The organism is Wolbachia endosymbiont (group B) of Parapoynx stratiotata, from assembly GCF_947250635.1.
GTDB lineage: Bacteria > Pseudomonadota > Alphaproteobacteria > Rickettsiales > Anaplasmataceae > Wolbachia.
Map to the genome: position 1 here is coordinate 1504115 of NZ_OX366335.1, position 13877 is coordinate 1517991.

The following is a 13877-nucleotide window of genomic DNA, read 5'->3' on the forward strand; positions in this document are numbered from 1 at the left end:
AGTATCAATATATAACTGCCTTGAGCGTTTGTTGAAAGGCTTTGTACTAATTTTCTTGATTCAAACAATATGCTAGACTTTAACTTAAAAATCTTTGTAAGTGATCACGACTGAAAGGTATTTTCATGCATTTTTTACCTGAGTGCAATAAGTGTAGTTCATTGAGTTTCCAAAATTGATAATGAAGAAAAGCATTACTCGTCTAATAAAAGCAATTCAATACTCCTGTGAAGGAATAAAATCAGCTTTTGTATCAGAAGTTGCGTTTAGACAGGAGTTACTGCTTTTTATAATATGTGTTTCAACTTTGTTTGTTTTAGATGTAAGTAATTTAGAACGTGCAGTAATGGTAAGTAGCCTATTTTTGGTGTTAATTGTAGAAATTATTAACACTGCTTTTGAAACAACAATTGAGCGTATTTCCAGTGAACAACATATACTTTCAAAAAAAGTGAAAGATCTAGGTAGTGCAGCAGTTTTTCTCTCATTAATTAATTTCTTGATAACATGGATGATAATATTGATATGAATGTTGTTAAGATATATTTTCAAATTCACCGATTAAGACTTGCATGTCTTGTGGTAAATCAGAAACAAATTCTATATATTCTTTACTTTTTGGATGATATAAGCCTAGCGTGTGAGCATGTAGTGCCTGTCTATTGAAATTACGGATAAAGTCAGAGTTTTTAGCATGTTTTTCACTTTTACTACTATTTTTTCCGTAAACTTGATCACCAACTACAGAATGTCCTATGTGGCTCATGTGTACTCGAATTTGGTGTGTTCTGCCTGTCTCTAAAGTACATTTAACCAGGCTTGCTTGCCCTATAATTTTCTTCACTGAATAATGAGTGATTGCTAATTTACCTGCTGTTTTTGTGACACACATCATTTCTTTATTACTGCGTTTTGGAGCAATATGGGTTTTTACTGTTCCTTGCAGATTAGGTAATGCTCCCCAAATTACTGCTAAGTATTCCCGTTTTATTTTACGATTTGATAGCAGTTCAGACAAGAAGCTGTGGGATTGTTCATTTTTTGCAATTACCATGAGTCCACTAGTATCTTTATCAAGCCTGTGAACAATTCCTGGTCTTGTATTTGTATATGGAATTTTGCCAAGGTGAGCGATCACTGCATTCAGGAGTGTATCATTGTTTGTTCCAGCACCTGGGTGTACTGTTAATCTACTTTGTTTACTCAGAACTATAATGTCATCATCTTCATAGACGATATCAAGTTTTATGTCATAATTAGGCTCAATTGATGTGGATATGTCAGGTTGAATGAGATGCACCACATACTCTTCACCTGGTTTTACTATGTGATCATTATTAATTATCGGTATACCAAGTAATTTCACCTGCTCATTCTGTATCAATCTTTGCGCTTTACTGCGAGATATGTTGCATTTTTTAGCTACATAAGTATCTAATCTTAATTTTTTCTCTTCACTACTAATATTTAAAGTCCTGAACATGCTACTTCAAATGCTGCATGAACATCTGGATTCACAAAATCAACTTTTGTACTAGGTTGAATTTGAAGGCCGTCTTGTTTTTTAATGTGGCAAATTGTTTGAGAGCCATCTTTCCAGTAAATTATTATTTTATTATCAAAATTCCGTAGCGTTAACTCCCTCTTTTCTTCTTTTTTATCTTTTTCTTCTAGCTTAATAGACTCTAATAAATAATATAGAAAGCCACTTGCTTTACCGTTAACTTTTTTTCTCCATTCATCCATTTTTTCTTGTTCAGATAATTCTTTTTCCAATTTTGCATTTTCTTGCTCCAGCTCTTTCATCCTTTTTTTTGATTTTAATAATCTATTTTTTTCTATTGCTTTTTTCTCTTCATCTCGCTGTTTTTCAAGAGAAGTAGCAGTAATACTGCCTTCACTGCTATTAGGTTCGGTTGATTGAGTTTGTTTATTCTTTAATTCTTCTAGTTCATCTTTTACTTTTTTTAGCTCTTCCTCTAATTTCTTCCTTATCTTTTCCGCCTCTTTTTTTTGCTTTTCCAACATATCTATAAACAAAGGATCATCACTAACTGTGCTTTCCCCAGATTTTAAAAAGCCAACAAATCTGCTTGGTTCAAATCGCTCAACCTTATCTTCAGCGATTTTAATAGCATTATCTAAACTAGAAAAAATACTTTCAATGTTTAGTGAACTTGCTCTTTTTACCAGCCCTTTAGCTTCACTTAAAATGGGCGAGATTTCCTTGTGCAACTCATCCAAATCTTCTTTGATGTCTTCTCTGACTCTTCGTAGATGAACAAGTGTTTCTTTAATTTCATCATTTGCAGGCTTTAGAAGCTTATTATCGAGTAGACCTTTAACTTCATCTAACTGCTTATCAAGTGAGTCAACAATTTTATCTGTAAAATCAGTCAAGTGCTTATCAAGTAATTTTATCAATCGAGATGTAGAATCATTTTCTTCTTCATCTTTTGTCTTTTTTTCCATTACTGATACAACCCCACCTCTTCTGAATGGAAAGAGAATATCCAAATTGTTAAACTTTTTAACAATATTATGATTATTGTTTATCTCATTGTTTTTTAGCTTGCTGAATGTTATACATATCCCAACAATAGCAATGATACTAGCCAGTGCAACTATGGCCCATTCCAAATCCTGAATATTGGCAAAGCTCAGTCTATTTTGTATTAACGCACCAACTATAATTACAGCACTAATTACATATGGTATGGTAAGAAAAATTGCCTTATTCTTATTCTCTTGTCTTTGATCATCTAATATTTTTTTTTGATTTTCAGAGATTGGCAAAATTATTGAAAAGCTTGCTTTTTTGTGACTTGTAAAACTTAAATTTGGTTTTATCTCTATTTTTAGAGCATTTTCAGCGATTTCACTCATCTCGTTGTCTTTGCCACCTCTAATTTTATTATTTATTAATTCCTCTATCAACTTTTCTCCTTCTTTTATCTCCTGCTTATGCATATATCTCATAGCAGAAGAGGCTACAAAAGTTGTTAAAAGAATAATAGAAACCAAAGTGTAAATTGGCATGAATGTTGGGTTAAAAATATCTGTAATAAACCTTAGATCATTATGGGTTATTATTATTGCAGCTACATAAGCCAAAGAAAATTGAAGCCAAATATTTACAGTCGCTATGGGTAGAGTGTTACTTACAGAATATTTCTTTGTTGCACGCCATAACCTAGGAAAAAAACCAATAGCATCATCTATTTTGGCAAAATTATGATCTACTTTAACATTGAAAGGATTTGTTGTATCTAAAGGCATAAATTTCCTCACATCCTAATTAAGTAATTATATATAAATGATACTTTAAAAACAAGTTTTTGGCTTATGCCAAGGACGATTAGAACGCACTTTACTAACCTTTATACCACTATCTGTTAGCCAAACAGAGTGTGTGCCATATGCCTCTAAGTCAGCGTATTTGATGATTTTAGTATTGCAAGCTGGATAGTTAAACTTGCTTAACTGAATTACTAGATCGACATTGTTACAATTTTCTAAAATATCTTCTCTTTTGTGAGCTAGCAACACTGATTTATTATTTCCTTTATTATATATACAGCCATAATCATTACATTTTAGCCTTTTGTTTGAATTACTGAATTTAGTATGATTCACAATTTGATTCTGCCCGTTTTGCTTTGCCCACGTTTTGACAACAAAATTTCTGTTTTTTCTAGTAAGGGAATATAGTAAATTGTCATCTTCTTTTACAGCAAGATTATCAGCACTGACTAGAATGTCAGGAGTTGTATACATAGCGCTAGAGAAAATACCTAGCACAATAAAGAAAATTCCAAAGAAACGCCAATTCCTTTCCCACAAGCATAACCATAATAGCCCAAGCGTTATTATAATAATTAATGAGGCAGGAAAAGTGCGAATAGGAACAACCAAATACTGAAGACTGGCAATTGCGTTTGTTATATATAAAACGCTGTCAATTGGGCGTTCCATGAGAGGCGTTATAATCCACTGAGTACCTAAAGGAATCAATAAAACATAAATTATTCCAAGTGGAATAATAATGAGTGTAACTATTGGTATAGCAATCAAATTTGTGATAATGCTGCTGATTGAAAAATAGTTAAAATTATATATTGTATATGGAACTGTTGCTAAACTTGCTATTATTGAGCTGATCATTATCGACACAAAATATTTTATTATTTTTATTTTGAATAACTTATTAGCATTGATCTGATAGCTTGCAACTAGTGCCAAAACAGCAGAAAATGACATTTGAAAACCTGGCTTTAAGATTGCTTCTGGCTCCACTATGAGTATCACCGAAGCAGCAAACGCAATTGCTATTAATCCTCGATATTTCCTTTCTATGATTATTGCAACAAGTACCAAGATCACCATGATGTAGGCACGCTGAGCAGAAATTTGCATACCGGTAATCAACAAATAAAAGGTAGTTGGCAAGATAGTAAAGAATGCAGATATTTTTTTAGTGTTATATTTAAGAGTCAAAGTTTCAGATATTGCAAATAAATTACGGAATACTATAAAAAATAGACCAGCAACAAACGATAAATGTAAACCAGATATAGCGAATAAATGTGCTATACCTGAATCTCGTATCGCATTCATAGTTTTTTGATCTATCCCGTCTTTTTTGCCAATTAATAATGCAGAGATTATGTCCGCGTGTGGCTTTTTGGTATTTTGCTGTAGGTTTTCATAGATATATTGACGGAAAGATTCTATATACTCTTGAAATTTTCTTGCTTCAGCCTTTTTGTACAGGACTATTTTGCTTGTTGCAAAGCCTGTTGCACTTATTTTCTGATAATATACTATTCTTGCAAAATCATATGCATATTCCGAAGGCGCAATTTTTGGAGGAAAGAGTTTTGCTGATAATTTTACTTGATCCCCTATTTTAATGCCTTCTTCCGCTTTGGTTCTAACTGATATTCTGATGCTATCTAACTTAAACTTCGTGTTTTTTATTTCATAAAGCAAAAATTGCTCATACGAGCCCTTGTTATTAATATCCTTCACTGTAGCAACAATATCTTTCACATACCTTTCCTTATCAAGAATGTGAGTATTAACTGAATCTGTTCTGAATTTGCTGGCTGTAAATCCTATGAGCACTGCAATTAAAGAAATGCATAATATTGCGTATTTCCTGTATAATATTGCAGTCAGAATTAGTATAGGTGAAAGCAAGAGAAAAATAGATATAGTGAAAGCACAGCTTGGTTCAAAATTTAATGAGAAATAGGTTAAAATTCCTGCACACTGAAAAACAGGGAACCACAATATCAAGTTATATTTTTCATTGCACAGATTGTTATGTATATAATTTACTATCATGTTAAGAAAGGTTAATAGATATATAAATATATGTAATAGTGTGATTTTATTCTTTTATTTATTATTATTACGCATATAATAATAAATAAGCAACGACGCGGGATGGAGCAGCTCGGTAGCTCGTCAGGCTCATAACCTGAAGGTCGTAGGTTCAAATCCTACTCCCGCAACCATCTTTCAATTGTACAAACATCGATTTCGGATGGCTTTGTTGCATAGCTCCTGATAAGGCAGGTAGGTACAGTAAATTCATGCAGCTAATTCGAACTTAGCCATACCTATATCAGTAAATTTATTAAGCAAATAGCACTTAATTAGTAGTTCTTTTTCACGATTTATTTCAGATTTATTCTTGAGACTAAACCCAAACGTTTTTTTCAACCTATAGAAAAAACATTCAACAAAGGATCTTAGTCCATATTTTGTTTCTTGTGTCCATTTCTTTATACCGTTCTCATAGTTTTCACATAATTTAATCACATTAATGTTGCTATTTCTTTCTAATTGATAATCAATTTTCTCATAGATTTTCGCACCTTTTATTGGTCGAATGATTGGTTTTATATTATGTCCTTTACACACTTTATACATACTAGCTTTATCATAAGCTGCATCTGCGCGAACAGATGAAATATTATATTTATCTACTGTTCCCTTTAACATATCGCATGATAATCAAGTGTAGTACCATTAGTGTACTTCATATCTATAACTTTTTTATTATTTATACTTAAAATAATATGTAACTTTCTTACTTGATCATATCCATTATATTTTCTTACTTTTGCATTTTCTTTATTACGTTGATGGGTGTTGTTATAGATACAAATACTGGTGCTATTTATAGCTATTTCAATGTTTTCCATACCATTTTTATCAATTCTACAATCATCAATTTTCAAGTTAAGCTTTTTGAATCTTCTAGAAGCTTGAGTATAGCTAATGACTTTGAGGTCTTTTCCCATTTGCTCTATACAACCTTTTACGAAACCAACTGCTTGTCTTAAGCCAATCCTAAAAAAATGGACTACTATATGTATCAAAATTACAACTTTATCACTATAAATGTTATTGCCACCTGCAACTTTTGGACTATTTTCATACCAATTTTCTATGGCTTGATTAACAAAATGAAAAACATTTCCTCTTTTTTGAAGAAATTTGTTATATTCGTAGCAGTTACTGACCTTCATTTTGACTGGCATATTGGTGGTTAAATACCTGTTTTATAATGATTTCTGTCAGTAACTTCCAGTTTTTTTTACTTGAGCCATGCAACAAAGCCAGCCGCTATTACAAAGTTATTATCTATTAATACTGGTACTTGTCCGATTGGATTGATCTCCATGAATTCATTCCGCTTTTCCCATGGATTTTCATATACCAAATCACAACTCAGCTTTTTTTCCTTGAGAAGAGCTCTAACTTTTCGTGAAAACGGACAAAGAGGAAAATGATATAAAATCATAATATTCCTCTTTTGTTATTCCAATACCTATATGTTGTCATTCCAGTACGTGACATTGGAATCCAGCTTATTTCATTATGGACATTACTTTTAACATATACTCCTAGAATCCATTGTCCATTGTATAATTTCCAAATATTTTTATACTTGAATCCCAGTACAACTGTACGAACATTGTAGTCTGAGAGCAATCCCCACCGGAAGGGTGTCATTTCAGTGATTGACACTGGGATGGCTTTGTTGAATCGCTCAAGTGAAAAGAACTGGCAGTTACTGACAAAATTCATTATAAATAGCCATTTAACTGTTGAAGAAAAAATATGCCACAAAAAATGAGAGTCAGTAACTGCCATGAATATAACAAATTTCTCCAAGAAAGAGGAAGCATTTTTTGTTATATCAATGACGCCATAGAAAATTGGTACGAGAATTGTCCAAAAATGCAGGGCGGCAACTATATTTATAGTGATAAAGTTGTGATTTTAGTGCATATAATCGTCAGTTTCTTTAGAATTGGTTTAAGACAAACAGTCGGGTTTATAAAAGGGTATTTGCAACAAATAGGAAGAGATTTGCAGCTATTCACAAGCATCAAAAAAAACTTAATATTAAGATAAATGATTGCAGAAAATAATATAGAAGATATCGAAATTGCTATAGACAGTACAGGAATTAGTATATACAACAACACACAGCAAGGAAAATAGCACTGACAGAGTGGCTATGAGCAAACGAGAAAATTGCACGTAATGTTGAATATAAACAACAAAAAAGCCATAGCTGTAAAATACAGTAACGGTGTCTACTCTGATCACTTGCGATTTGCTTGAAGAAGTTAATTTTCAGCACAAAATAAAAGCATTATATGCAGATAGGGCATACGATAGGCAAAAACTTTATAAATTGTGTAAGAAATACGATATAAAAACAAAAGTTCTACCAAAAAAGGATGCAGCAGAACATTCAAAAATAGATTATATGTCTGACAGAAATGCTGCTATTAGGTTAATAAAATTATATGGACAAGATGGTGTAAAAGAGTGGAAAAAGGAAGTAAATTATGGGAAAAGATCTTATATTGAAGGATTTTTCTCAAGGTTGAAGCAAGTATTTGTTTAGGAATAAATCTGAGATAAATCGAGAAAAAGAACTAAATGCTATTTGCTTAATAAATTCACTGATATTGGTATGGCTAAATTTGAGATAGTTACATGAATTTAACATAAATCATCATCTCATAAAGTGTGATGCAACAAAGCCTCCCCGTGTGACGAGTTTTGACCCTATAATAATGTAAATTGGCGTTGTAATAATGTGCTAACGCTTAAAATAAGCGCGTTTTGGCTGAATATAGAAAAAATAAAAAAGACATGCAGCCGCTATAATTTTTGTGTAATTTGCCAATAAATATTTGAGTTTTTTACTGATTTTGTGATTGAGCCTGCAGGTCAAAAATAAGGATAAATACTCTTATTATCATGGCAAGGGAGCTGGGGGAATTTGTAAAGTAATCTTTTTCGTTTGTATTCCCTTATGCTTGAGATAACTGCATGCAGGTTCATGGATCTCTTTACTCTTTAATTTCGATGAATTCCCTTTGAAGTTGAATATTGAAAATTAACTGGAGAATTGTGAATTACTTTGTATATGTGATAACAAGCCATGGAGCTCTCAGCAAAGCCATTTAGTATCAATTTTAGTTTGCCTGGATAAGTAGCTATATCTCCGATTGCATATATTCTATCTCTACTGGTTCTAAGTGTAGCTGGGTCGACAGTTATGCGGCCATGTTCTAACTCTATACCCCAACTGTTTATTGGCCCAAGATTCATTGACAATCCAAAAAATGGCAGCAAAAAATCAGCGGATATTTCTTTTTCTTCCTTAGAGGCAATGTTTTTTACTATCACTGCGCTCAACTGCCCATTACCTCCTGCTAGTTCGTGTAATTGATATGGCACTACCAGTTCTATCTTTCCATTATTTTCAAGTGATTCTAATTTATTTCTAGTTTCAGGAGTGCAGCGAAATTCCTTTCTCCTATGTATCACATAAATTTTCTTTGCAACTTTAGAAAGTTCTACAGTCCAATCAGCCGCAGAATCCCCCCCCCCTGCAATGACTATAGTTTTGTCCTGAAAATCAGAAATTTTATTTACATTATAAAATACAGATTTATTTTCATATTCTAATATACCACTTAAGGGTGGACGGTTAGGTTCAAACATTCCGTTACCTGCAGCAATGATAACGGCTTTGCATTTTACCTCTGTACCTATGTTCGTTATGATAGTAAAGTTTTCACCTTCGTTATTTGAAATCTTTTCCACTTTTTGACTTAAATGGTAAACAGGCTCAAACGGTGAAGCTTGCTCCATTAGTCGCTCAATTAATTTTTTGGCAGTAATTACAGGATAACCAGGTATATCATATATTGGCTTTTCTGAGTAAAGAGATGTGCATTGTCCTCCTGCTTGATCCAAAACATCTATTACATGACATCTCATATCAAGCATTCCCGCTTGAAAAGCAGTGAATATTCCAACAGGCCCTGCACCTATTATTACGATATCGGTTTCCATATTCAGATGGTGATCTATTTATAGATATTAGCTTTCTTTGCTAACAAGGTCAATTTACAAAGGGATGTATTTTTAAAAGATGTAGCTAGATTAGATAAGATTTACAGCGTTACGAACCATCTAAATAAGCTCTAAAAATTAACTAACATTTTAAATCTGAGAAGTAAGTGCGGACGGAATGGGATTCGAACCCATGGTACGTTTCCGTACGTCAGTTTTCAAGACTGGTGCCTTAAACCGCTCGGCCATCCGTCCACCTCTTTTTTACCACAATATTTAATTTCAAGCAATCTATAAAAATCTTACTTGCCTACACAAAAGCTACTAAACACACTATCCAATATTTCCTCAACATTAATAATTCCAATTACTGCACCAAGTTCAAATGCAGCAAGCCTCAAATCTTCAGATATTAACTCAATTGGATTATCAATATTAAAACGTTGTAAATGCTCCAGTGTTTTTTGCATGTGAATCCTATGTCTTTGCCGAGTAATTACAGGAGTGTCTCTATCATGCCCAAATTTTTCCTCTACTTTCTCTTTAATTACAGAGATTAGTCTTTCTGTACCTATTCCTTTTAAAATAGAAACAGGTAAAAAATCTATACTGTTAATTTTTATGCTGTGGTCATTGATAATATCATCGGCTTTGCTCAGCACGTAAATGGTGTTACTATTTTCAACACTGCAATCGATTGCATGACGCTGTTTGAAGGGAAATAGCTCTATTCTCAAATTAGCTTCAAGGGATCTTTTTCTTGCCCGACTTATACCTTCTGATTCTACCGGATCTGAACTTTCATGAATGCCAGCAGTATCAGAAAGGATAACTGGATATCCGGCAACGTCAATATGGGCCTCGAGTATATCCCTTGTTGTACCTGCATATTCAGAAATAATAGCAATATCACGCTTGGCCAAAAAATTAAACAGCGTTGATTTACCAACATTTGGTTTACCAGTTATTACAACGTGTAAACCCTCACGCAACCTTTCGCCTCGTCTATTATCATTTAGGTGCTCTTGTATTGATTGCACAAGAGTTTTCACTTCATTATTAATTTTTTCCAACTCATTTTTTTCTGCCAAAATATCTTCTGGAAAGTCTATATATGCTTCGATTTTGGATTGTATCGTTATTAATTTCTGCTTCCAACTGCTATATAGCCTCTCCAATTCTCCTGATATCTGCTTAATCGCTTGTTTAGCTTGCATTTTTGTCTCAGCATCAATTAAGTCTGCAATCCCTTCTATTTGCGTTAAGTCAAATTTACCATTTAGAAAAGCCCTAAGTGAGAATTCCCCAGGCCTGGCCATAACGAAAATTTTTGATAATTCCTCCAAGATTATTTTTATAATTGCCTTGCTTCCATGCATTTGTAACTCTATAACATCCTCGCCAGTGAAGCTGTTTGGGGCAGGAAAATAAATAATTATTCCATTGTCTATCAATTGATTGGAACCATCATATAAGTCAACTAAAGTAGCAAGCCTTGGTTTAACTTCTTTCTTAATGTTAAAATGATTTAAAGCTTTAAGTGCATCGTTACCTGAAATTCTAATTACTGCAACTCCTGACTTACCAAATACAGTTGATAAGGCAAAGATAGTTTCATTTTTGTTTGTCATTAATTTATATACACTACTTAGCAATTTAAAATACTTAATCTAAAAAATTTTTACTTATTTTGCTAATTTATGTTAATGCAGTATTAGTAAATATATTGTATAGAAAACCCGTCAGGTAAAAATATTTATTTTGAAAACTGATAATATGATTTATAATCATGAATACGGGTTTTAAACATTTTATGCTCAAGAAATTAGCTTGGTATTGGTCATTTATAGAGTTGATTAAAGGGTTTGTTATTACATTAAAATATATGTTTAAGCCAAAGGTTACTTTGAGATATCCTATGGAGAAGGGCCCGTTAAGTCCAAGGTTTCGTGGTGAGCATGCGTTGCGTAGGTATCCAAACGGTGAAGAGCGCTGCATAGCTTGTAAATTATGTGAAGTTATCTGCCCTGCCCAAGCAATAGTTATTGAAGCAGAGGAAAAAGAAGACGGAAGTCGTCGCACTACACGTTATGATATTGATATGACAAAATGTATATATTGTGGGCTTTGCCAGGAAGCATGTCCTGTTGATGCAATTGTGGAGGGTCCTAACTTTGAATTTGCTACTGAAACAAGAGAAGAGCTAATGTACAATAAGGAAAAATTATTGCGTAATGGTGAAGTTTGGGAAGACGCAATTGCACTCAGGTTAAAAAAAAATAGACCTTATTATTAATGTTCAGAGCTTATAACCCTGTTATCTATTATGATTTAGGGGCAGTGCCCACCAGGGGTGGTGTCATCCCAGTGCTTGACACTGGGATCTATCTTATTTTCATCATGGACATTATTTTAACATATGTTCCTAGAATCTGTTGTCCATTGCATAACTTGCGAATATTTTTATACTTAGATCCCAGTGTCAGCTACTCGGATGACATCATAGGGGGCACTGGAATGAACACCAGATATTGGCTTTTACTGATTATACAGGAGGTATGACAAATGATAAAAGTCACTTTTTCAACTGAACAAAAAGTAGAGAAATATAGCTGTAAGGTTACCGATTTTAATATACTACAACCAGAGGTTTTAAAGGAAGCAGTTGCTTTAAAGATCAATGGTGAGCTATATGACCTCTCACATGAAATTGAATCTGATACAGAGATAGAGGTAATACAACTGAGTGACGAAGCGGGTTTAGATATAATAAGGCATGATGCTGCTCATATAATGGCGCAGGCAGTAAAAGAGCTCTTTCCTAATACTCAGATTACTATCGGGCCAACAATTCAAGATGGTTTCTACTATGATTTTGCTACAGATCGTGCCTTTACCACGGACGATCTTACTGCAATAGAAAAAAAAATGAAGGAAATTATAAAAAGTAACCACAGATTCGTCCGAGAAGTTTGGACTCGTAAGCAGGCAATTGATTTCTTTAGTGATATAGGTGAAAGATACAAGGTTGATATTGTCTCATCAATACCAGAAAACGAAAACCTAACTGTTTATAAACAAGGCAACTTTGTAGACCTATGTCGTGGTCCGCACTCACCATCAACTGGCAGAGTTAAAGCGTTTAAACTTATGAAAGTAGCAGGTGCATACTGGCGTGGCGATTCTAAGGGCCCAATGTTGCAAAGAATATATGGCACCGCGTGGAGAAATAAGGATGAATTAAATACTTATCTTAAACGTCTGGAGGAAGCAGAAAAACGCGACCACCGCAAAATTGCTAAGGATATGGACTTATTTCATATTCAAGAGGAAGCTGTTGGGCAGATTTTTTGGCATGAACAGGGATATACTTTATATAATGTTCTTGAGTCTTACATCAGAAAAAAGTTAATGAACAATGGCTACTTTGAGGTAAAAACACCTATTTTAGTAAGCAAAGAGCTGTGGGAAAAATCGGGACATTGGGATAAGTTTCGTGAAAATATGTTCATTATTGATGAATCTGAAAGTAAAAAGCTAGCAATAAAACCCATGAATTGCCCTTGTCATGTGCAGATTTTTAATTCTCACACCAGAAGCTATCGTGATTTACCGATACGTATGGCAGAGTTTGGCACATGCCATAGAAATGAAAGCTCAGGCTCATTGCATGGAATGATGCGAGTGCGTGGTTTTACTCAAGACGATGCACATATTTTTTGTATGGAAAAACAAGTGAATTCTGAAACTGTAAAGTTTTGTGACCTTTTAAAAGAAGTATATTCAGAACTTGGGTTCAATGAAATTTCTGTGAAATTTTCAGACCGTCCAGATACTAGATCAGGTAATGATGAAGTGTGGGATAGAGCTGAAAGAGCACTGCTTGAAGCAGTTAAAGAAGCAGGGCTTAGTTATGAACTTAATCCTGGTGAAGGTGCATTTTATGGTCCAAAGTTAGAGTTTGTTTTGAAAGATGCAATAGGTAGAAATTGGCAATGTGGAACGTTGCAAGTTGATTTTATTTTACCGGAGCGGCTTGGAGCTTTTTATATAGGAGCAGACGGACAAAAGCACCATCCTGTTATGCTACATAGAGCAATTCTTGGAACTTTTGAACGTTTTATTGGGATTTTGATAGAAAATTATGCAGGAAAATTTCCAATTTGGCTTGCTCCAACGCAACTTGCTATTCTGACCATTATAAATGAAGCTGATGGTTATGCTACTGAAATCAGCAATATTTTAAAAGAACAAGGTGTTAGAATTAAGACCGATTTGACCAATGAAAAAATTAGTTATAAGATACGCTTGCATAGTTCAAATAAGGTACCTATATTATGGGTTATAGGTAAAAATGAGATCATCAATAGAACTGTGTCAGTGAGAAATTTAGGGTCAGAAGAACAAGAGTCTTTTCCTTTGGAAAAGGCTACTGAGTTGCTTTTAAAAAGTATTAATTTGAGTTAAGGGAGAAAAAC

The 13877-nt window shown here is 33.6% G+C and carries 8 protein-coding genes, 2 tRNA genes and 3 pseudogenes; 5 read left to right on the top strand and 8 right to left on the bottom strand.

Annotation, left to right across the window (positions count from 1 at the left end; all coding sequences use genetic code 11):
- The first annotated feature begins 181 nt into the window (after positions 1-181).
- Positions 182-529: a diacylglycerol kinase gene (locus tag OOT12_RS07070; protein WP_007302306.1), complete on the top strand. Its 348-nt coding sequence runs from the start codon at positions 182-184 to the stop codon at positions 527-529.
- A 6-nt stretch (positions 530-535) separates the two neighbouring features.
- Here OOT12_RS07070 and OOT12_RS07075 read toward each other — a convergent pair whose 3' ends face one another.
- Genes OOT12_RS07075 through OOT12_RS07085 form a run of 3 tightly spaced genes read right to left on the bottom strand, consistent with a single transcriptional unit; the run spans position 536 to position 5349 of the window.
- Positions 536-1483, bottom strand: a complete 948-nt coding sequence (locus OOT12_RS07075) for an RluA family pseudouridine synthase (protein ID WP_007302305.1) — start codon at positions 1481-1483, stop codon at positions 536-538.
- Positions 1468-3279 carry a coiled-coil domain-containing protein gene (locus tag OOT12_RS07080; RefSeq protein WP_264685276.1) on the bottom strand — a complete coding sequence of 604 codons (1812 nt, stop codon included), beginning with the start codon at positions 3277-3279 and terminating at the stop codon, positions 1468-1470. Before OOT12_RS07080 ends, OOT12_RS07075 begins: the two co-directional genes overlap by 16 nt.
- A 45-nt stretch (positions 3280-3324) precedes the next feature.
- Positions 3325-5349, bottom strand: a complete 2025-nt coding sequence (locus OOT12_RS07085; RefSeq protein ID WP_264376538.1) for a ComEC/Rec2 family competence protein — start codon at positions 5347-5349, stop codon at positions 3325-3327.
- Between the two features lie 96 nt (positions 5350-5445).
- Here OOT12_RS07085 and OOT12_RS07090 point away from each other — a divergent pair.
- Positions 5446-5522: transfer RNA gene (locus OOT12_RS07090), tRNA-Met, on the top strand.
- A gap of 76 nt (positions 5523-5598) precedes the next feature.
- On the opposite strand, the pseudogene OOT12_RS07520 reads toward OOT12_RS07090, so the two are convergent.
- Positions 5599-6554: pseudogene (locus OOT12_RS07520) on the bottom strand (IS5 family transposase).
- Between the two features lie 83 nt (positions 6555-6637).
- Positions 6638-6817 (bottom strand): annotated as a pseudogene (locus OOT12_RS07105) (glutathione S-transferase family protein); the annotation flags it as partial.
- Between the two features lie 320 nt (positions 6818-7137).
- Here OOT12_RS07105 and OOT12_RS07525 point away from each other — a divergent pair.
- Positions 7138-8032, top strand: a pseudogene (locus OOT12_RS07525) (IS5 family transposase).
- A 362-nt stretch (positions 8033-8394) separates the two neighbouring features.
- Here OOT12_RS07525 and OOT12_RS07120 read toward each other — a convergent pair.
- The 3 genes from OOT12_RS07120 to mnmE all read right to left on the bottom strand — a co-directional run bounded on the left by OOT12_RS07120 (position 8395) and on the right by mnmE (position 11030).
- Positions 8395-9399 (bottom strand): NAD(P)/FAD-dependent oxidoreductase, encoded by a 1005-nt coding sequence (locus OOT12_RS07120; RefSeq protein ID WP_264374500.1) that lies wholly within the window; start codon positions 9397-9399, stop codon positions 8395-8397.
- 170 nt (positions 9400-9569) lie between these two features.
- Positions 9570-9654 (bottom strand) — tRNA-Ser (locus OOT12_RS07125).
- Between the two features lie 47 nt (positions 9655-9701).
- On the bottom strand, positions 9702-11030 hold the full coding sequence (gene mnmE / locus OOT12_RS07130; RefSeq protein WP_264374501.1) for a tRNA uridine-5-carboxymethylaminomethyl(34) synthesis GTPase MnmE: 1329 nt from the start codon (positions 11028-11030) through the stop codon (positions 9702-9704).
- 182 nt (positions 11031-11212) lie between these two features.
- Here mnmE and nuoI point away from each other — a divergent pair, with 182 nt between their 5' ends.
- Positions 11213-11695 carry an NADH-quinone oxidoreductase subunit NuoI gene (nuoI, locus tag OOT12_RS07135; RefSeq protein ID WP_264374802.1) on the top strand — a complete coding sequence of 161 codons (483 nt, stop codon included), beginning with the start codon at positions 11213-11215 and terminating at the stop codon, positions 11693-11695.
- Between the two features lie 269 nt (positions 11696-11964).
- Positions 11965-13866 carry a threonine--tRNA ligase gene (gene thrS, locus OOT12_RS07140; RefSeq protein ID WP_264374502.1) on the top strand — a complete coding sequence of 634 codons (1902 nt, stop codon included), beginning with the start codon at positions 11965-11967 and terminating at the stop codon, positions 13864-13866.
- Positions 13867-13877 lie beyond the last annotated feature (11 nt).